The following is a 20,353-nucleotide window of genomic DNA, read 5'->3' as shown; positions in this document are numbered from 1 at the left end:
CCTCAGGTTCTGGGATCGAAAGCGTCACGGCAGGCTTCGCCGATGAACACCAGCAGCGAAAGAATCAGCGCCAGCGAACAGAACGCTGTCAGGCCCAGCCACGGCGCCTGCAAATTGCGCTTGGCCTGGCCGATCAGTTCGCCCAGCGATGCGCTGCCTGCAGGCATGCCGAAGCCCAGGAAGTCCAGCGCGGTCAGGGTGGCAATGGCCCCGGTGACGATAAAGGGCAGGTAGGTGAGGGTGCTCGTCATGGCGTTGGGCAGGATGTGTCGCAGCAGCAGGGCGCTGTCGGTCAGGCCCAGCGCGCGAGCGGCTTTGACGTATTCCAGATTGCGTCCGCGCAGGCATTCGGCGCGCACCACGTCGACCAGCGCCAGCCAGGAGAACAGCGCCATGATGCCCAGCAACCACCCGAAACTCGGCTCGACGAAACCGGACAAAATGATCAGCAGGTACAGCACCGGAAGCCCCGACCAGATTTCCTGCAAGCGCTGGCCGATCAAGTCCGCCATCCCGCCGTAATAGCCCTGAATTGCGCCGGCAAACACGCCGATCACCGTGCTGATGGCGGTCAGCAACAAGGCAAACAGAATCGACACCCGCGTGCCGAACAACACCCGTGCCATCACATCGCGTGCCTGATCGTCGGTGCCCAGCCAGTTGCGTGCGCTCGGTGGGCTGGGCGAGGGGGCCTTGAGGTCATAGTTGATGGTGTCGTAGCTGAACGGGATCGGCGCCCAGAGCATCCAGCCGCCTTGGGATTGAATGAGGTTGCGCACGTAATCGCTGGCGTAGTCCGGCTCAAAGGGCAGTTCGCCGCCGAAATCGGTTTCCACGTACTGATGCAGCGTCGGGTAATAAAGGTTGCCCTGGTAACTGACGATCAGCGGCCGGTCGTTGGCAATCAGTTCGCCGCACAGGCAGATGACCAGCAGGGCAACGAAGATCCACAATGACCACCACCCACGCCGGTTGGCCTTGAAAAGCGCCATCCGGCGTCGGCTTTGCGGTGAAAATTCGAACATCAGGCGCTCCTCGCGGAAAAGTCGATGCGTGGGTCGACCAGGGTGTAGCAAAGGTCGCCCACCAGCTTGATCAGCAGGCCGAACAGGGTGAACAGGAACAGCGTGCCGAACACCACCGGGTAGTCGCGGGACACGGCGGCCTCGTAGCTCATGCGGCCGATGCCATCGACGCCGAAGATGGTTTCGATCAACAGGGATCCTGCGAAGAACACGTCGATCAACGCCTGGGGAATCCCGGCCACTACCAGCAGCATCGCGTTGCGGAACACATGCCCGTACAACACCCGGTTTTCGCTCAGGCCTTTGGCCCGCGCGGTGACCACGTACTGGCGGCTGATCTCGTTGAGAAAGCTGTTTTTGGTGAGGATGGTCAGGGTGGCGAATCCGCCGATCACCAGCGCGCTGACGGGCAACACCAGGTGCCACAGGTAGTCGCGCAGCTTGCCGAAGGTCGAGAGGCTGTCGAAGTCGTCCGACACCAGCCCTTGCGCCGGAAACCAGCTCAGGTAGCTGCCGCCGGCGAACACCACGATCAGCAGGATCGCGAACAGAAAGGCCGGAATGGCGTAGCCGATGATGATCATCGTGCTGCTCCAGACATCGAACCGGCTGCCGTGGTGCACGGCCTTTCGGATGCCCAGCGGGATGGAAATCAGGTAGGTGATCAGCGTCGCCCACAGGCCCAGCGACAGGGTCACCGGCAGTTTCTGGGCAATCAGGCCAGTCACCGTCGCGCCGCGAAAGAAGCTGCTGCCAAAATCCAGCTGTGCGTAGTGGGTCAGCATCAGCCACAGGCGTTCGTGCATCGGCTTGTCGAAACCGTACTGGTGCTTGATCGCCTCCACCAGCGCCGGATCCAGCCCCTGCGAGCTGCGGCTGACGCTGCCGCTGGCGGCGACTTCACCACCGCCCCCGCCAATCCCGGCGTGGGTACTCAGCCCCTGGACCCGCGCAATCGCCTGTTCCACCGGGCCACCGGGCGCGGCCTGCACGATGAGAAAGTTGACCACCAGAATGCACAGCAGGGTGGGAATGATCAGTAACAGTCGACGCAGTGCGTAAGCCAGCATCTCAGCGCCCCTCGTTCTGAATAGCGGACGCGGATGGCGCGCTGGTTTGGGGTGCAAGGCGCGCGGCCATGGCCTCGTTGGTCAGGGCCACCGGGCTGACTTCCCACCAACTGTCCAGCCCGACGTCATAGATCGGCTCAACCTTCTTCCGTCCAAACCGGTTGGCAAACACCACGGGCGTGCCTTGGGAGTAATAATTCGGAATCATGTAGAAGCCCCACAGCAGCACCCGGTCCAGCGCACGTGCGTAATGCAGCATGTCATTGCGGCTGTTGGCGGCCACCAGCCCGTCGATGAGCGTGTCCACCGCCGGATTGCGCAGCACCATGGCGTTGGAGCTGCCGACCTGCCGCGCGCTCTGGGAGCCGAACAGGTTGTACAGTTCGCGACCGGGCGAGAGGATCGGATTGCCGTTGTTGGGCAGCGTGACCACGATCATGTCGTAGTCCCGCGCGTTCAGACGGTTGATGTATTGCGCTGAATCGACGAGGCGAAAGTTCAGGGTGATGCCGATTTGCGCCAACACACGCTTGTAGGGCAGCACCAGGCGGTCGAAACCGCCCTGGCCGTCGAGAAAGGTGAATGTCAGCGGCTGGCCTGCCGCATTGACCAAACGGTTGTTCTTGGGATGCCAGCCAGCCTCGGCCAGCAACTTCAGCGCCTTCAATTGCTTGTCACGGATGTAGCCGCTGCCGTCGGTTTTCGGGGCTTGCCAGACCTGGGTAAACACTTCGTCGGGGACCTGTCCGCGCAGCGGCTCGAGGATGTTCAGTTCTTGCGCATCTGGCAGCGCGGTGGCGGCCATCTCGCTCTTGGGGAAATAGGTCTGCTCGCGCACATAAAAGTTGCGCATGATCTGCCCGTTGACCCACTCGAAATCCCAGAGCATGGCCAGCGCCTCGCGCACGCGGCGGTCCTGAAACATCGGCTTGTCGAGGTTGAACACGAACCCTTGCCCGGCAACCGGGCGCCGTTTGGCCAGGATGGTTTTTTGCAGGCGGCCGTCGAGCAGCGCGGGCGCGGTGTAGCCGACCACGTAACCGGAGGATGAAAACTCACGGTTGTAATCGAAGCTTCCGGCCTGAACCAGCTGCCGGGCGACGTCGGTGTCGCCGTAGAAATTCACGGTCAGGGTGTCGAAGTTGTACAGCCCGCGGCTGACCGGCAAGTCTTTGGCCCACCAGTCTTTAACGCGCTGGAAACTGACACTGCGCCCGGCGTCGACGCGGGACACGCGGTACGGCCCGCTGCCCAACGGTGGCTCGAAACCGCCGCCTTTGGTGAAGTCGCGGGTTTTCCACCAATGTTCGGGAAGAATGCGCATGCTCGCCAGGTCCAGCGCGAGGGTGCGATTGAGGGTGTTCTTGAAGTCGAAACGGATCTGGCCAGGGGCTTCGATCACCACGTCCTTGACGTCGCCGTACAACGGCCGGTAGCTGAAGCTGCCTTGCGTGATCAGGGTCTGGTAGGTGTAACGCACATCCTCGGCGGTGATCGGCGTCCCGTCATCGAAGCGCGCCTTGGGATTCAAGTAGAAACGCACCCACAGGTTATCGGGGTCGCGTTCCAGCTTTTGCGCGACCAGTCCGTACACGGTGTAGGGTTCGTCGAGTGAGCGATACGCCAATGGCGCGTAGACCCAGGTGTCGATCTGGCTCACGGAAATCCCCTGATCCACATAGGGCGTCAGGTAGTTGTACTGGCCGATCTCCTCGGCCGCGCGGCTCATCGACCCGCCTTTGGGCGCGTAAGGATCGACGTAATCGAAATGGGTGAAGTCGGCCGGGTATTTCGGCGGTTCGCCGTACACGGTCAGGGCATGCGCGGGGGCGGCAATGGCCATCGGCACGCCGGACAGCAGCGAGATGAAAAACACCACGGTGTAGAGCAACGCGATGCCGGGCAGCAGGCGTCGCAACGAAAGGGGGGAGGCGCACATGTTCGGACAATCCTTGGTTTGCAGGTCGACGCACGTCCAGCGCTGGAAAAAATCCCCCGGCCGGGGAAGGTGGACGAGACCTGAAAGCCGGGGGCGCGATTTCGCAGAAGTACCCTGACGCGCCGGAGCATGAGCGCGTCAGGGGCGGTCACTTAGAAGTGGTACGTGGCGCGGGCGAACAAGGTACGGCCCAGCGGGTCGGCGTAACGCGGGTCATAGCCGGACTGGAAGTTGTAGGCCTGGTTGGTGAACGGTGGATCGCGATCGAAGAGGTTCCGCACGCCGGCGTCGATGTCCAGCACCTTCTCGAAGGTATGCCCGACCGACAGGTCCCACAGCGAGTACGACGGCACGGTGCCGTTGGTGCTGCGGTCATAGTCGTTGTAACCGCTGGTGAAGCGGTTGGTCAGGGACGCGCGGCTGTCGCCCAGGTTCCAGGTGCCCACCAACACGTGTTTCCAGCGCGCGATCACGCCGTCGCCCTGGAAGTCGCCGACCTTGTCGGTGTACGGGCCGTTAATGGTGTTCTGGAAGTCATAGCGATCCACGTAGGTGCCGGTCAGACCGACGCCGAACTGCCCGTATGGCGTGTTCGGGAAACGGTAGTCCAGTGTCACGTCGACGCCGCTGGTCTTGACGATGCCCAGGTTGGAGTTGCCGGTCACGATATTGGCGATGGAGCCGTCGGCGTTGCGGATGATGCGGTCGCCGTAAAGGTCCGACTGGTTGAACACGGTCGATTCAGGGAACGACTGAATCTGGTTGGAGATGTGAATCCACCAGAAATCCAGCCCCATCGACAGGTTGTTGATCGGCTGATAGACAAAGCCCAGTGTGACGTTGCGGGCTTTTTCCGGCGCCAGGTTGGCGTTGCCGCCGCTCAGGTTCAGGAACTGCTGGTTACAGTCGCGACCGGTCTGACCGCCAGGCTGCACAGTGCCGCCAGCGCAGAGGGTCGGGTCGTCGTAGTAACCCTGGCTGTAGCTCAGGCTCTGCGGGGCATACAGCTCATACAGCGACGGGGCGCGGAAGCCTTCGCTGTAGGCGCCGCGCATCACCAGTTCCTTGAACGGCTGGAATCGGAACGAGTATTTCGGGTTGGTGGTGCTGCCGAAGTCGCTGTACTTGTCGTGGCGCACGGCGGCGGTCAGTTCCAGGCTGTCGAGCACCGGCACGTTCAGCTCAGCGTATTCGGCCTTGACGCTGCGGTCGCCGGACACGCTGCCGGCCGAATCCAGACCCAGGCTGCTGATGTCGTCGACGAAAGCCTCGTAGTCCTGATGCAGCTTCTCTTTGCGGTATTCGCCGCCCAGCGCCAGGCCGGCCTGGCCTGCACCGAACCAGTCGCCGATCTCGCGGCTGACTTTGCCGTCTAATCCGTACACGCGACCGACCGCGCTTGAGTACTGGCCGTGGTAGGCCGCGTTTTCGATGTATTGCTGACCCGCTGCCGATTGCGGGCCGAACGGATTGAGCAGTCCGCTGGCCAGACCGGCCCGGAGCGCCGCATCACTGACGTAGCCCGAGGTGACCGAGGACAGCACCTTGTTCTGGTTGTAGTTGGCGCCGACGTTGTAGTCCCAGCCGCCGACGGTGCCGTCGAAGGTCAACAGCAAGCGCTGGCTGGTGTTCTGGTCTTTGCTGCCACGCGGACCTGCCGCAGTTTCGCGCCAGGCAGTGTCCACCGGCTGGGTCGGGTCCAGGGCGAAGTTGGTCGGGGCCGGGGTGATGCCGTTGCCCGGGTAGTAAGGCGAGGTGGGGTCGATACTCAGGTCGGTCAGCGGCGCAGGGCCAATGCTGGTGGCGTTGTTGTTACGCGCCCAGAAGTATTCGAGGCTGACATTGTGGTCCTCCGCCAGCTTGCCGGTCGCACGGCCGAAAAAGGAAGTCTTCTCGGTTTGCGGCATCAGGTCGATGTACTCACGGGTACTGAACCGGCAGACGCCGTCGACGCCCACCAGACTTGGGCCGGCGCAGTTCGGACCGAGGGGGTTGGCGCTGTTGTCGCCTTGATAATAGTTGCCGGGAAAGGCGGTGCCGGACGTCTGATTAAGGCCGCGTCCCGGTACGTAATCCTTGTCGAAAGAACGGTCGTTGGCGTCCAGGTTCTGCTGCTTGTTGTAGTTGAACACACCCATCACGTTGAAACGGTCTTCGTCCAGATCTCCGAAGCCCCAACTGGCGCTCATGTCCTTGCTGGCGCCGCCACCGCTGGCGGTCGGCGTGTCGCCGCCCAGGCTCAGGGTGCCGTCGGTCATGGACTTCTTGGTGATGAAGTTGATGACGCCACCGATGGCGTCGGTGCCGTACAGCGCAGAGGCGCCGTCGCGCAAGACTTCAATCCGGTCGATGGCGGCAAACGGAATCATGTTCAGGTCGATGGCGCTGCCGTTCGGCGTGCCGACGCCCGACAGCGCGTTGTTGGCCAGACGACGGCCATTGAGCAGCACCAGGGTCTTGTTGGCGCCGATGCCGCGCATGTCGGCATAGGACGCACCGCCGGTGGACGCGCCGACCGAGCCTGCGCTGTTCATCATCGACTGGCTGCCGGTGATGCGCTGCACCATCTGTTCGGTGGTGGTCACGCCCTGTTTTTTCAGCTCGTCAGCACGCAGGATCGTCACCGGCACGGCGGTCTCGGCATCGGCGCGACGAATCGCCGAGCCGGTCACTTCCAGCCGTTTGAGCTGGGTGGTTGCGGGCACTGCGGCGGCAGCCGGAACGGCGGCCTCGCTGGCCGGTGCTGCCTCGACGGCGGTATCGGTGCTGTCCGCCGCGTGTGCCGTGCTCATGCCCACGGCGAGCGCGCAGATCAACGCGCGCGGGTGCCGTCGTACTGCAACAACAAGAGGCTTGAGGGTAAAACCAGGAAAACTCATCAGCATGGTAATTTCCGACTTATTCCAGATGTTATTGAAATGGCCTTGTGAGCCCTCGTTGCTCCGACGCGGTTGTGGCGGTCGGGAAATCCGTTTTTCAAGCAAGCCGCTCCCCTCCATGGCAAAACCACGGACGGCCGTTACATCGGGAGTTGGGTGCGAAGGGCTGCGTTCGGACGCAGCCCTCAGGTCATGGCGCGTTGATCATTTGGAGGTCATCACCGAAATCTTCGTGATCCCCGAGCGCTCGATCGACGCCATGGCCTTGGCCACCTGGCCGTAGTTGACGCTGGTGTCCGCCTGCAATTGCACGCGCACTTCAGGGTCCTTGGCCTTGACGTCCTTGAGGCTGATCTCCAGTGACTCCGGGGCGATCTCGGATTTGGCGAGGTAGAACTTGCCGTCCTGATCGACGCTGACCACCACCGGATCCTTCTTCTCAGCGGGTGCCACGGCGTCGGTTTTCGGCAGGTTGACCTTGATTGCGTTGGTCATCAGCGGCGCGGTGACGATGAACACCACCAGCAGCACGAGCATCACGTCCACCAGCGGCGTGACGTTCATTTCGCTGAGCACTTCATCGCTGTCCTGAGTGGAGAAAGACATCAGCTCGCCTCCCGCACGGACTGGCCGTGCTTGTGGGCGATGGGCTGACGGCTGACAGCGAAGGCGCTGCGCTGCGCCAGCGAGTCGAAGTCATGGGCGAAGTCGTCCATGTCGGCCACGGCCAGCTTCAGGCGCCGCAGGAAAAAGTTGTAAATCAGCACCGCGGGTACCGCGACTGCGATGCCGACGCCGGTGGCGATCAGCGCATGGCCAATGGGACCCGCCACGGTTTCCAGGCTGGCCGAACCGCTGGCGCCGATGCTTTGCAGCGCTTCCATGATCCCCCAGACCGTGCCGAACAGACCGATGAAAGGCGCGGTGCTGCCGATACTGGCGAGGATGGCCTGACCGGCTTCCAGCGCGCGGCGCTCTTTCTGAATCTGTTGGCGCAGGTTGCGTTCCAGACGGTCCGAGCGGTTGATGGTGTGGGCCAGTTGCTGAGTGGTGCGCGGCGATTCGTCGACCGCCATGGCCTCGAAGCCGCTGTTGGCGATACGTGCCAGCGAGCCTGGGTATTGGGTGGCGTGTTCGGCAGCGGTGAGCAGGTCCGGTGCTGTCCAGAAGGCTTTGCTGAACTGTTTGTTCTGGGTTTTCAACTTCAGGTACTGCGCAGATTTGATCAGCAGCAGTCCCCAACTCAACACCGAGAACACCACCAGTGCCCAAAGCACGCCAGGGACAATCATGGAAGAGAGCGATTCGTTCATGGTTACACCTCACCAGCTATTTAAGAGTTGTCAGTCGTTTGCCTGCCGGGTCATTCCGGCAACTTGAAATCGATGGTCTGGGTCGCGAAGCCTTCAATCGGTGTATCGCCGCGCTTGGCCGGAATAAACTTCCAGTTGCGCACCGTTTCCACCGCCGCATCGTCGAGCACTTGCTTGCCGCTGGACTTGGTCACCTCGACACTGCCGGCGCGGCCGTTGGGCAGCACCTTGATGCGCAAAATCACGCGACCTTCCATGCCTTTACGCAGTGCCGCGCCGGGGTATTCCGGTGGCGGGTTGCCCAGGCTGGCCAGCCCTGAAATCGCTGCCGACTCCTTGACCGGTGCCGCTGGAGCAGCAGGTGCCGCGGGTGCGGGCGTCGGTGACGGAGCCGGCGGCGCTGGCGTACTCGGTGCGGCGGGCACGGGGGGCGCGGGCGGCGTTGGCTTTTTCACCGGCTCCGGCTTTTTCACCGGTTTGGGCTTCTCGACCTTGGGCTTTTCAACGGGCTTGGGTGGCGGCTTGACCGCGTCCGGATCTTCCACCGGTTGCTCCGGTTCAGGTGGCGGCGGCGGTGGAGGTGGCGGCGATTCGGGCGGCGGAGGCTCCGGTGTGGGCGGCGTTGGGCTGCTCAACTCGACCGTCATCTCGGGCACTTGCGGCGCAACTTCCGGAACGTCGGCTTTCGCTGTTTGCATGTACCACCAGATGGCCCCGTGAATAAGGACCGAAGCGGCAATCAATAACAACACCTGTGGCCGGTTCAATCCGCCAGGGCGTGAAGTGTTTTCCGTGAAAGGAATACTCGGCCAAACCCCGGAAAGTTCTTCCGGGGATGGCTCGGGCAAGGCTTTCATGTTTACCGCGTCGTTCATTAAAGCTCCCTCGGGTCATTGAAGGGCAATAAGGTTCCGTTCAAACATTTCGTGAATGTTCGAATCCCTGATGCTTGCACTTTCATGAGGCGCAAAACACCCGTGAGCAGACAGAGGTGCGTCAGCTCTTTATCGGAAGTGAGGGTGCAGAGTGGGTTATGGAGACGACATGGATATTCCCTGTTTTCTTGTTGTGTACCTGGATGTACAGCGATGTGTCTGAGTCACTACAGAGGTTCAATAGCAACCGCTATGCCAGCAGAGCCCTCTGCAATGGGGTTTTTGGCCCATTCGGCGCAGATGTCGCATTACTGTAATTTTTTATCGATTCTACGATTAAAGCGTTAGCGAACAACGGTGAACCTTTGGAACCAAGGTTAACGTTGGTGCGAGTGCGTCCGCCGAGCCCGGCGAATACTGTTCGCGAAAGCCCGTATTTATATAAACGGCCGGCGGTGCACCAAACTCGGCAATTGAGGTTCGAATTGGTGCGTGAAGGTTTAACTGTGCATGGTGAACGTCCAGGTTAAAGGTGACTGTCGGGTCATTTAATTATCGAGTGTCTTTTCAACGGGTGAGCAAGAGTGTCCATCGGTAAGTGATGGCTATTTAATGTGTGTGCTGTTTCTTATACGGGAATGTCCCGTTGATATAATTGAGAAGTGTGTGATCGTTAGTGTCTTTTCCATCATCAAGAGCTGGAGTGGATTATCACGATTAACGGACAGCAAAAAATAAAGGAATGGCCCGCGTGAAAACGCGAGCGCTCCGGGTGTTGTAAGAATTAAAAAATCAGACGCTGAGCAAGGACGGTTCGACGACGAGGTGATGGACCTGCGGCGAGGTGCGCAAGACGGCTTGAGACAGAGCAACGGGCACCGACGGGAACGGCAGGGTGTGGCGGGGTGTGGCGCAAGACAGCAGGGACAGGTCAGACACGAATCGAATTCCTTATCGACGGACGACAAACGGCGGGTTTGCGTCCTGCACTGTTAATGGACAGGGTGCTGTCCTTTTCCTGCACGTTGGTGCGTGTTGCGCACCGATTGGCAGCGTAGACTCACGGCTTTGTGGGGCGTTTGGGTCTATTGGTGGTACTGGCGTTCCACTTGTGAAATACCTTGAAAGAAATGTGCCAAAAAGCTGTCCTTTTGTAACAATTTTGATGCGGCGGTCGATTGACAGCGTTCACGCCTGCATCGACTGCCCATGTTCCTGAGTCTTGAGAGGGTCCTGATGAGCCAGTTTTTTCCTGAGCAGCCCGGTTACCGTCAACTGCGTGAACGTTTTCTGAAGGCTGCGAGCGGTGTGGGTGCGGCACTGAGTGAATACCCGCATCCGCTTCAGGGGCCGTTCGGCGAAGCGTTGTTCACCGACGTGGCCTGGATCGGTGCACCGGATGCCAGCAAGGTGCTGGTGGCGTTAAGCGGCACACATGGCGTGGAGGGGTATTACGGTTCCAACTGTCAGAGTCGCTGGCTGGAAAGCTTGAAGGGCCGCACGCTGCCTGAAGGCGTGGCGGTGCTGATGATTCACCTGATCAACCCGTGGGGCACTGCGTGGATGCGCCGCGTCAACGAAGACAATCTCGACCAGAACCGCAATTACCTGGATTTCAGCCAGCCGCTGCCTGACAACCGTGCCTACCACGATGTGCATGCCTTTTATAGCTGCGAGCAACTGCGCGGGCCGCAGCGTGATCAGGTCGACGCGCGGTTCAACGCCGCTGTCGCGCAGCGGGGCTGGTCAGGCTTGATGTCGGTGGTGGAAGCCGGGCAATACGCGTTTGCGGACGGGCTGTTCTATGGCGGGACTGGGCCGAGCTGGTCGAACCGGACGTTGCGCGCCATTGTCGACAAACACCTGAGCGGCGTCGAGGTGGCGGCGTGCTTCGACCTCCACACAGGGGCGGGGGATTACGGTCATCCGATGCTGATGAGCATTGTGGAGTCAGCCTATCCCGCGCTCGCCGATGCACAAGCGCTGTTCGGTCCGTGGCTGTTCACCCTGATTACAGGGGCCAATCAGGTCAGTGAGACCGGTGTGGCAGCGACTTCCACGGGTTACACCTCACAGATGCTGCTGGACGCGTTGCCGGGTGTTCATCTGATGCCGTTTGTCATCGAGTGCGGGACCTACGCCGGCGAGATCGTGCATGGGCATCTGCGTGACGATCACTGGTTGCACCTTCACGGCGACCCGCTGGACGCAACCGGTCGCGCGATCAAGCAAGGGTTGCTGGAGCAGTTTTACCCCGCCGACCCGGACTGGCAGGAAGTGGTGTGGGTGAGGACGCGGCAGATCTGGGAGAAGGCGCTGGCCGCGCTGCCGGGCATCGCACGCTGAGGCTTTGCAGGCGCACGCTGGGTCTGGGTGGAGTCCGCGCCGCTCAGGCCAGCCCGTCAACGAGGCGCTGGGTCAGTGCTGGCAGCAACACCTCGCACGACGCCCCGATTTTCAGATCCAGCAGATCATCCGCGCGGGTTTTGCCCAGGTTGATGGCGATCAGCGGTTTGCCCTGATCGGCGACGGCGCGGCACAAGCGAAACGCCGAATACGCCATTAGCGACGAGCCGACCACCAGCAGCCCCTCGGCCTGTTCGACCCGGGCCATGGCTTTGGCGGCGGTGGGCGGCGCGACGTTTTCCCCGAAGAACACCACGTCCGGCTTCATTCTCTCACCACCGCAGTGCGGGCAATGCGGGACCTGGAAGCGTTCTTCAAAGGCCGGCTCAAGAAGGGTGTCCCCGTCGGGCGCCTGAATGGCGTCGACACCGGCGAGGTAGGGATTGTGTTCCAGCAGCGTGACCTGAACGAGGTCGCGCTCGGTGCGCTGCCGACAGTCCAGGCACAGCACCCAGTGCAGGCTGCCGTGCAGTTCGACCACATCATGGCTGCCGGCCTGATCGTGCAGGGTGTCGACATTCTGGGTAATCACGCCGCTGATGATGCCGTGACGTTGCAGCGTGGCCAGCGCTTCATGCGCGGCGTTAGGCTGAGCGGCGCGCACCCGTGGCCAGCCGAGCATGGCGCGGGCCCAATAACGCCGGCGTGCCTCGGGGGCGTTGAGGAATTCCTGAAACATCATCGGTTGCCGACCGCGACGCACACCGTCGCTGTCGCGATAGTCAGGGATGCCGGAAGAGGTGCTGATGCCCGCGCCCGTCAGGGCGACGAATGAACGCTCGTTCATCCAGTGCAGCAGGGATTCGACATCGGTGTGGGCAAAGGTATCGGACATGCACAGGTCCTCGTGAAAGCGGCGGTGCGCCGATACTAAACGAGGTGGGTGATTTGTGCTTTGAGCGAATGCGCGGTCTTGCGATCGAAATCGACCCAGTGGGAGTTTGCTCGCGAAGGCGGTGGGTCAGCCGCATCGACGGTGACTGACACACCGCATTCGCTGCCCTCGTAACCTCGGACGTCTCCTACAGGGTTCGCGTCGTTACGAAGACTTGGGGACGACGCTGATACTGTGGGAGGGTCTTGCTCGCGAAGGCGTCGGCCCAGTGACGGTGAAGTCGACGGACACGCCGCTCTCCTGAACAAGCTCAGTCCCATAGGTATTAGGTCACCTGCTGATCGTGGCGTGGGCTTGACTCAACAGCTCATTCGCTCGGTGCACTGTCGAGAGTATTGCAGTTGCTCGGCTGGCCGCGACCCGTGGCAGGTCTTTGGCGAACAGCACGGCGCCGTGTTTGGGCAGGTCAAGGGGTGTGGTCATGGTTGTTCCTTGAAGGTGAACGTTGGGCGCGCGGGAGGCGCATTCAGTCGAATTTTTTCAAGTAGCCGTCTGCCAGCTCGATCAACCGTTCGCGGCCGAAGCTCTTGCAATGCCCGCCGTGCACCACCCGGGCGGGGAGTGCTCGCAAGCGTCGCATGGTACGTACGTAGTCCTCGACTGAGGAGTGGACGAGGTTGTCCAGCAGTTCGCCATCGTAAATGGCATCGCCGGAAAACAGCGTTTGGGTCGATGCCTCCCACAAGCCGATGCTGCCCGGTGAATGGCCGGGCAGGTGCAGCACCTCGAAATGGCGATTACCCAAGTCCACGACATCACCTTCTTCCAGCGTGCGTGTGACGTGGGCGGCCTGGATCTTCCAGCTGTTCAAGTCGTAGTCGGGTGAGGGTAGGGCGCTGATGATCGGCCCCAGGCGCTCGCCGCCCAGGGTCGCGAGGCTGAAGTCGTTTGGGTCGAAGTCGGGCTCGACCAACGTGAAATAGCCGTCCGACCCGCGCAGGCCATCGGCTTCGGCGCTGTGAACCAGGCACTGATCGAACTCATGGTGACAGCCGACGTGGTCCAGATGCACATGACTGGCCACCGCACTGATGCGCTGGCCGAAGAGGTTCTTCGCGGCCTCGCGCAGGCTGCAGATGCCCATGCCGGTGTCGACCACGACATCCTGATCGCGCCCGCGAATGTGCCAGATATTGCAGCGCAACCACGGGGTGACATGGGGTTCGGTGATCAGCGTGATGGCGTCGTCGATCTTCTCGAGCGAATACCACTGGTCTGCGACTTTTCTCAGCATGGCGCGTGCCTCGGTCCCGGTGAAAGAGGAGAACCGCCGTCAGCGTCGCAGGTTGTCCGGTTTTTTTGAACCACCTTGGCGGGTCTTTGGCGGTTCTTTTTAAGGTCGTGTGCGTTGGAGGCGGTTTGTCGGGCAAAAAATCAGTAATATGGCGCAACATCGGTGTAGGCCAGTCCTGTGCCGGGCCTTCACGACCATATTGATGAAACACCAGCCCCCGCCAACGCCGGGCGCGCTGGTCAGGAAATAGAGGGTGTCATGGGTAACGAGAGCATTAATTGGGACAAGCTGGGTTTCGACTACATCAAGACCGACAAACGCTTCCTGTCCACCTGGCGTGATGGCCAGTGGGAAAAGGGCACCCTGACCGAAGACAATGTGCTGCACATCAGCGAAGGCTCGACCGCGCTGCACTATGGTCAGCAGTGCTTCGAGGGCCTGAAGGCCTATCGCGCCAAAGACGGTTCGATCAACCTGTTCCGCCCGGACCAGAACGCCGCGCGCATGCAACGCAGCTGCACGCGTCTGCTGATGCCACACGTACCGACCGACATGTTCATCGAAGCGTGCAAGGACGTGGTGCGTGCCAACGAGCGCTTCATTCCTCCCTACGGCACCGGCGGCGCCCTGTACCTGCGTCCGTTCGTGATCGGTGTGGGCGACAACATCGGCGTGCGGGCTGCCCCTGAATTCATTTTCTCGGTGTTCTGCATTCCGGTCGGCCCTTACTTCAAGGGCGGCATGAAGCCACACAACTTCGTGATCTCCAGCTACGACCGCGCCGCCCCTCAGGGCACCGGTGCGGCCAAGGTCGGCGGCAACTACGCCGCGAGCATGATGCCGGGCGCCGAAGCCAAGAAGAACGGCTTTGCCGACGCGATCTACCTCGACCCGCTGACCCACTCGAAAATCGAAGAAGTCGGTTCGGCCAACTTCTTCGGCATCACGCATGATGACCAGTTCATCACGCCGAAATCGCCGTCGGTGCTGCCAGGCATCACTCGCCTGTCGTTGATCGAACTGGCGGAGAGTCGTCTGGGCCTGAAAGTCACCGAAGGCGAAGTCTTCATCGACAAGCTGGATCAGTTCAAGGAAGCGGGCGCGTGCGGTACCGCCGCAGTGATCACCCCGATCGGCGGGATCAGCTACCAGAACAAGCTGCACGTGTTCCACAGCGAGACCGAAGTCGGTCCGGTGACCCAGCGCCTGTATAAGGAGCTGACCGGCATCCAGTTCGGCGAGATCGAAGGCCCGGCGGGTTGGGTCGTCAAGGTCTGAACCTGACCGAAGCGAACGCGCAATAAAAAACCACCGCCTTTTGGCGGTGGTTTTTTATTGGGCGGCGTTAGCGGTTTGCTCATGCGGTCAGGGCGCGCAGCTGCACTGTGGGAGCGAATTCATTCGCGAAAAAACCGCCAGGCAATTGAGATGCATCGGCCTTGCTGGCCAATCGCAAATGAATTCACTCCCACAGTGTGGGGACTGCACGTAGGCACATTACGCGGGGTCAACCTTCGAGAGGCCGCGCAGAGACCGCATTACGCCGCCACACCAGCCGCCCCACGGTAATCAACCAGTTCACCACCGCCACCCCCAGCAAGATCGTCAGCATCACTGACATCCCGCTCTCGACGATCACCTTGCCCGCCAGCAAGGGAAAACCGAACACTCCGATGAAGTACGCCAGGCTGAACAACAACAGCGACTGGGTCGTTTTGCCCGCGGGGGCTTCGTTGGCCGCCAGGCCGTTGATCACCGAATAGGTCAGGCCGTATCCGACGCCCAACACGATCGCGGCCAACAGATAGCCAAGGCTGCTGGCGACGACGTACTGAAACATCAGCATCGAGACGACGATCAGCCCTGACAGCAGACACGCCATGACGTAGGGATCGCGTCTGACGACGATGCCGGCCACCAGCATCCGCCCGGCAATCGCGGCGCTCATGAAACCGATGAAAAACAGTGAGTAATCCAGTGAGTGGTCATGGGCGTAGCGGGTCTGGAAGCTCGACAGCCCGCCGAAAATGGCACCGCCCAGCCCGACCATCACAATTGCGAACACCGCTTTGGAGCGCAGTACCGCGACCGCACCTGTCAGCGAAAGCTTCGACGCCACGGTGCCCGACCGGTCAGGCAGTCGGTTGAGGTCGCCCGCCAGATGCCAGAACAGCATCACCCCGACCACGCTTGCCAGGGCTGACATGAAAAATGCCGAGGAAACGGGCAGCCCCGATTGAGTGGCCAGCCGCCCCAGCAGCGGTGCGGACCCGATCCCGCTCATCATGCTGCCGGACAACAACGCGAAGTAACGGGCGCGCTGGGTGGGTTCGACGATCATCGCCACGATGATCGGGCCCAAGGTGTAAAACACGCCCCAGCCAACCCCGAGCACCAGGCCAAACAGCATCATCAGGTGCAGGTGGTTCGCACTGACGGCAAAGCCGATGTTGGCGATGACCAGCGCGATGCCGCAAAGCGCAATCGAGCGCGCAGCGCCCAGGCGATCGCACAGATGGCCGGAAAACACCACGGCGATGAAGGTGCTGATCATGGCCGCCGAAATGACAGACCCTGCATCCTTTTCATTACCGCCGTGGTTGCCGATCAGCAGTGCTAGCAGGAACGTCGAGCCATACGCCATCGAGAGCAGGTAACTGGCAAGGCAGAAGAAGCTGAACAATCGCGGTGAAGGCTTGGCAGTCTGGTGAGTGATGGGGGCGGTCATGTGCACTCCGTTGTGTGAGAAAGGCATGTTCAAGAAAAACGACGCCAGTGTGAAAGGCATCGGCATTGCGTCGCGTACAGGATTTCACACCTCAGGTTCTGCAAACGCTTAACTGACGGTGGGGTGGATTGCTAGCCAGTGGACTATGGTTCAAGCGGGCAGAAGTCCCGACCTCGCAACAACGTCAATAAACAAGAAGGTCAATTAAGAAGAAGGAAGCTTTATGTTCACACGCGCTGTTTCTCGTCCCTTTCAGCGACTCAAACCGCTGACCCTTTCCTTGAGCCTGCTCGCGACAGGCACCGTTTCGGGTGTCTGGGCCGCAGATGCCGAATACCCCCATGCCCATGAAGCCATCGGCACCGTCGAGCAAATCTACGACGGTGCCATGTTGCCGGACCTAGCCGTAAGCACCTATCGCAACATTGACCGGCTGTTCCCGACCCACACCATCAAGGCCGGCGGTCACCCGTATACATTGCCCAAATCCGACAAGCCGTTGGGCAACGTGCATTTCACGTATGAAGGCAAGCAGTACGACCTGTATGACTACGTCGCGCTGGACAGCGTGACCGCGATGCTGGTGATCAAGGACGGCAAGATCGCCTACGAAACCTATCAGCGCGGCAACACCGAGAAAACCCGCTGGATGTCGATGTCGGTCGCCAAGTCCATCACCTCGACCCTGGCTGCCGCCGCCATTCATGACGGCCTGATCAAAGGCCTCGACGCGCAGGTGGTCGATTACGTGCCGGAGCTTAAGGGCAGCGCGTATGAGGGTGTGACCGTGCGCGATGTGCTGATGATGTCGTCAGGGGTGAAATGGAACGAGACCTACACGGATCCGAAGTCAGACCGCCGTGCGTTGCTCAATGCGCAGATTTCACAGAAGCCGCGGTCGGCGGTGGCGCTGATGGCCAAACTGCCCAGAGCAGCGGAACCCGGCACGGTGAACAACTACAGCACCGGTGAAACACAGATCCTGGGTGAAATCGTGCGTGGCGCGGTGAAGATGCCGCTGGCCGATTACCTGTCGCAGAAGATCTGGCAGCCGTATGGCATGGAAAGCGACGCCAAATGGTGGCTGGACTCCACGAATGGCGTGGAGATCGGCGGCAGTGGCATCAGCGCCACGCTGCGCGATTACGGTCGGTTCGGCTTGTTCTTCATGAACAACGGCAAGGTTGACGGGAAATCGATCCTGCCGGAGGGCTGGGTCAAGGAAGCCACAACGCCGACAACGCTCAAGGGCGGCAAAAAGCTGGATTACGGCTACATGTGGTGGACCGCCTGGACTGATCCGTCGAAGAAGGACGGCGCTTACGCGGCGGTCGGCATCCAGGGGCAGAACATCTACGTCAACCCGGCCAACAACGTGGTGATCGTCACGTTTGGCGCGCAGCCCAAGCCGGTCGACAAAGAACCCATCGACCCGATGGTGTTCTTTGATGCGGTGGTCGCCGAGCTGAAATAGCCGTTCAGCGGACCGGAGCCGCCCGGATCAGGGCGGCTTTTACCAGACGGTTACTGACCCAGGTTGCCGAGCAGGTCAGCCTGGACGATCTCGATCCAGTACGCGTCCGGATCGGCGATGAACGCCACGTGCTTCATGCCTTTGTCCAGCCGTTTGACGAAGGGCACGCCAAGGGCTTCGAACCGTACGCAGGCGGCTTCGATGTCCGGGACCGAGAAGCAGATGTGGCCGAACCCGCGAGGGTCCTTGTTGCCATTGTGGTACTGCGAGTCGTCACTCTCGGTGCCCCAGTTATGCGTGAGTTCCAGCACCGATTCGCGGCTGAAGGTATGGCTCATGCGCGCCGACGTTTCGTCCGGCACCTCACCGCCTTTGGTCATCGCCAGAAACAGCAGCGAAAACTTCGCCTCGGGAAAATCCACCTTGCGCAGCAGCCGCATGCCCAACACCCGGGTGTAGAAATCCAGCGAACGCTCGGGATCCTTGACCCGCAACATGGTGTGGTTGAACACGTAATCCTGGGTGACGGCATCAGGCGTCAGGCAGACACCGGGTTGAGATTCGCTGACGAAGGACATGGCAGGCTGCTCTTAGTGAGTGGTCTTGCAGTGTAGTTACCCTGCTTCGCGGGCGGGTAATACCGGATTACTACGGTTTTTCAGAGGCTACGCATGACCCTATAAGAGCCGTCGGAGGTTACGACGGTCGCCATGGCGGTGTGTCAGACAGAACGCATTCGCGGCCGTCGTAGCCTCCGACGGCTCCTACAACGTTTGCTGTCGACTTGAGCGTCGCGTATCACCACCGATTGGCTAGCTCAAATCATGCAGGTCTCGTCCGAGAGGCTGGCTCAGCGACCATTCAGAAAACCTTACTTTCAAACCCTGCCGCTGAGGTGTGCAGCACATGGGGCCAACCGTATAGCTTTCTGCCTTTGGAAATGGGGCAAGCCTGAGCAAGGGCCAAGTCTTGCTATCCGTTGAATATTGCAAGCGCAGCACACCCTCGGAAACGGTCAGACGAAGCCAAAAATCGTTCGGGTCGCCCGAAAAGCCGCTGGGTGCCCAGTCTGACTTGCCTTGGGTCAGCACGCTGCAGATCATTGGGCTTCCATCGTTATGCTCTATCCCGGCTTTGAGCCAGGTGTGCTCATTGAGCCTGACCATGATTCCCGCTTGATCATAAAGCTCGCGAAAATCGGCGTTGACTCTGACCTGGGCGGTAAAATCTCCAGCGGTTTCGAACCCTAGGAAATGTCCGCTATCTCGAACGAACCCGTAATGAGTTTCGCGCCAAAAATCGGTTTGGAAGTCAGTGACAACCTCTAAAGAGTCGTCAGATAGGCGTTGGCAAAGGCTTGGTTTATTCAGCCAACTGGCCGCTTGCCAAATGGACGCTTCAACGGCCTGAGTGACCGCTGCAATCTGCTTTTCACACACCGTGCTACCTCACCATTGATTAGCTGAATCTTGCGTTGAGCCCCCGTTTTCCTCTGCTCTGGACCGGGGACAATCTGGCCGGTCAAAAACCTATTGGCTTGCTTCGCGAACCAGCCAGTGAGTCGCGTCTGCCCAGGCACCAACGGTTACCAACTCCTCCAGGGTTTCCAGCACGATTTTTTCCCAACTCAGCGCCAGACGGCTCAACCGACGGTCCCTGAGAGTCGTCATGGAAACGGTGGATCGAATGCCAGGCCGCTCAATAGGATGTCCTACCAAAAGGCCTTTAGAAATGTCTTCCTGCACCGCCGCGTGGGCAATGATTGAATAACCCATCCCCTCAGAGACCAGCTTCTTGGTCAGGCCGACGCTATCGACCTCAAATATGATGTTCAGCTGCACGCCATTTTGGACGGCAACCTGCTCTACAAGCCGACGGTTGCTGTGAGGTAAGCCTGGCAATATCAGCGGATATTCCGAGAGTGCACCGATTCGCACGCTTCGAGAGACTTCTTCTGGTGGGCCGACCAAGATCATGCGCTCACTGAAGAGCGGTCTCACATCGAACGCTTCCAAAAGTGGCTGGTTATAGACAAGGGCGACTTCAATTCGTCCGGAAAGTAACCATTCCTGCAGGGAGGTACTCTGGCCTTCCAGCGCATGCAACGACGCTTTCGGCCAGCGCTCTCGAAACCGGCCAATCAGCTGCGGCCCCACCGTTGCTCCAATGGACGGAGGCAATCCGATTGCCAGGTGGCCGCGCTCTTCAATCGCGCTGTTGCGGACATGATCGGTCGTTTCTTCCATGTATCGCAGCATCACTTCTGCACGCTCGAGAAGCCTGGAACCGGCCGCAGTCAGCTCGACGCCTCGACCATGACGGTTAAACAGCTCTACCTGGAGTTGCTCCTCCAGTTTCGCAATTTGCCGACTCAGCGCAGGTTGCGCGATAAACAGCTCTCTGGCAGCCCTGCTGAATCCACCTGCGTGCGCGACTTTTACAAATGAACGTAACTCTCTTATGTCCATCACAGGACTCCCATGCCGTTTCAGCATAGCTTTTTATCAAAATAAGG

General features: G+C 60.5%; 18 protein-coding genes. 3 read left to right on the top strand and 15 right to left on the bottom strand.

Features of this window, described 5'->3' with window-relative positions:
- Window positions 1-2 precede the first annotated feature (2 nt).
- From BLS87_RS24930 to BLS87_RS34275, 8 genes are all read right to left on the bottom strand, one after another.
- A complete protein-coding gene (locus tag BLS87_RS24930) occupies window positions 3-1,025 on the bottom strand; it encodes an ABC transporter permease (protein ID WP_074756728.1) in 1,023 nt (340 codons plus the stop codon).
- Complete coding sequence (locus tag BLS87_RS24925) at window positions 1,025-2,095, bottom strand: microcin C ABC transporter permease YejB (protein WP_074756726.1); 1,071 nt, start codon at window positions 2,093-2,095, stop codon at window positions 1,025-1,027. Before BLS87_RS24925 ends, BLS87_RS24930 begins: the two co-directional genes overlap by 1 nt.
- A 1-nt stretch (window position 2,096) precedes the next feature.
- Window positions 2,097-3,938 (bottom strand): extracellular solute-binding protein, encoded by a 1,842-nt coding sequence (locus tag BLS87_RS24920; RefSeq protein ID WP_143024481.1) that lies wholly within the window; start codon window positions 3,936-3,938, stop codon window positions 2,097-2,099.
- Between the two features lie 248 nt (window positions 3,939-4,186).
- A complete protein-coding gene (locus BLS87_RS24915) occupies window positions 4,187-6,919 on the bottom strand; it encodes a TonB-dependent receptor (protein WP_083370756.1) in 2,733 nt (910 codons plus the stop codon).
- Window positions 6,920-7,117: 198 nt separating this feature from the next.
- Window positions 7,118-7,519 (bottom strand): ExbD/TolR family protein, encoded by a 402-nt coding sequence (locus tag BLS87_RS24910; protein WP_074756720.1) that lies wholly within the window; start codon window positions 7,517-7,519, stop codon window positions 7,118-7,120.
- Window positions 7,519-8,226: a MotA/TolQ/ExbB proton channel family protein gene (locus tag BLS87_RS24905; RefSeq protein WP_143024477.1), complete on the bottom strand. Its 708-nt coding sequence runs from the start codon at window positions 8,224-8,226 to the stop codon at window positions 7,519-7,521. Before BLS87_RS24905 ends, BLS87_RS24910 begins: the two co-directional genes overlap by 1 nt.
- 50 nt (window positions 8,227-8,276) lie before the next feature.
- Window positions 8,277-9,101 (bottom strand): energy transducer TonB, encoded by an 825-nt coding sequence (locus BLS87_RS24900; protein ID WP_143024476.1) that lies wholly within the window; start codon window positions 9,099-9,101, stop codon window positions 8,277-8,279.
- A 792-nt stretch (window positions 9,102-9,893) separates the two neighbouring features.
- Complete coding sequence (locus BLS87_RS34275) at window positions 9,894-10,040, bottom strand: hypothetical protein (RefSeq protein WP_167362102.1); 147 nt, start codon at window positions 10,038-10,040, stop codon at window positions 9,894-9,896.
- A gap of 297 nt (window positions 10,041-10,337) precedes the next feature.
- Between BLS87_RS34275 and BLS87_RS24895 the strand changes: the two genes are divergently transcribed.
- Window positions 10,338-11,447 carry a DUF2817 domain-containing protein gene (locus BLS87_RS24895; protein ID WP_074756718.1) on the top strand — a complete coding sequence of 370 codons (1,110 nt, stop codon included), beginning with the start codon at window positions 10,338-10,340 and terminating at the stop codon, window positions 11,445-11,447.
- A 43-nt stretch (window positions 11,448-11,490) separates the two neighbouring features.
- Here BLS87_RS24895 and BLS87_RS24890 read toward each other — a convergent pair whose 3' ends face one another.
- From BLS87_RS24890 to BLS87_RS24885, 3 genes are all read right to left on the bottom strand, one after another.
- A complete protein-coding gene (locus BLS87_RS24890) occupies window positions 11,491-12,342 on the bottom strand; it encodes an NAD-dependent protein deacetylase (protein ID WP_074756716.1) in 852 nt (283 codons plus the stop codon).
- A 330-nt stretch (window positions 12,343-12,672) separates the two neighbouring features.
- Window positions 12,673-12,825, bottom strand: a complete 153-nt coding sequence (locus BLS87_RS34270) for a hypothetical protein (RefSeq protein WP_167362101.1) — start codon at window positions 12,823-12,825, stop codon at window positions 12,673-12,675.
- Window positions 12,826-12,868: 43 nt separating this feature from the next.
- Window positions 12,869-13,636: an MBL fold metallo-hydrolase gene (locus BLS87_RS24885; protein ID WP_074756714.1), complete on the bottom strand. Its 768-nt coding sequence runs from the start codon at window positions 13,634-13,636 to the stop codon at window positions 12,869-12,871.
- Between the two features lie 258 nt (window positions 13,637-13,894).
- Between BLS87_RS24885 and BLS87_RS24880 the strand changes: the two genes are divergently transcribed.
- Window positions 13,895-14,914, top strand: a complete 1,020-nt coding sequence (locus BLS87_RS24880) for a branched-chain amino acid aminotransferase (protein ID WP_074756712.1) — start codon at window positions 13,895-13,897, stop codon at window positions 14,912-14,914.
- A gap of 229 nt (window positions 14,915-15,143) precedes the next feature.
- Here BLS87_RS24880 and BLS87_RS24875 read toward each other — a convergent pair whose 3' ends face one another.
- Window positions 15,144-16,364 (bottom strand): MFS transporter, encoded by a 1,221-nt coding sequence (locus tag BLS87_RS24875; protein ID WP_074756710.1) that lies wholly within the window; start codon window positions 16,362-16,364, stop codon window positions 15,144-15,146.
- 223 nt (window positions 16,365-16,587) lie between these two features.
- Here BLS87_RS24875 and BLS87_RS24870 point away from each other — a divergent pair, with 223 nt between their 5' ends.
- A complete protein-coding gene (locus tag BLS87_RS24870) occupies window positions 16,588-17,838 on the top strand; it encodes a serine hydrolase domain-containing protein (protein ID WP_074756708.1) in 1,251 nt (416 codons plus the stop codon).
- Between the two features lie 50 nt (window positions 17,839-17,888).
- Here BLS87_RS24870 and gloA read toward each other — a convergent pair whose 3' ends face one another.
- From gloA to BLS87_RS24855, 3 genes are all read right to left on the bottom strand, one after another.
- Window positions 17,889-18,416, bottom strand: coding sequence for a lactoylglutathione lyase (gloA, locus tag BLS87_RS24865; RefSeq protein ID WP_074756706.1), 528 nt, complete (start codon window positions 18,414-18,416; stop codon window positions 17,889-17,891).
- A 234-nt stretch (window positions 18,417-18,650) separates the two neighbouring features.
- Window positions 18,651-19,229: a DUF1349 domain-containing protein gene (locus BLS87_RS24860; protein WP_208605196.1), complete on the bottom strand. Its 579-nt coding sequence runs from the start codon at window positions 19,227-19,229 to the stop codon at window positions 18,651-18,653.
- Between the two features lie 138 nt (window positions 19,230-19,367).
- Window positions 19,368-20,306, bottom strand: coding sequence for a LysR family transcriptional regulator (locus BLS87_RS24855; RefSeq protein WP_074756703.1), 939 nt, complete (start codon window positions 20,304-20,306; stop codon window positions 19,368-19,370).
- Window positions 20,307-20,353 lie beyond the last annotated feature (47 nt).

Origin of the sequence: Pseudomonas abietaniphila, from assembly GCF_900100795.1 — a bacterium.
GTDB lineage: Bacteria > Pseudomonadota > Gammaproteobacteria > Pseudomonadales > Pseudomonadaceae > Aquipseudomonas > Aquipseudomonas abietaniphila.
Note: the sequence above shows the minus strand (reverse complement) of the source record. Positions and strands in the feature narration are given on the sequence as shown.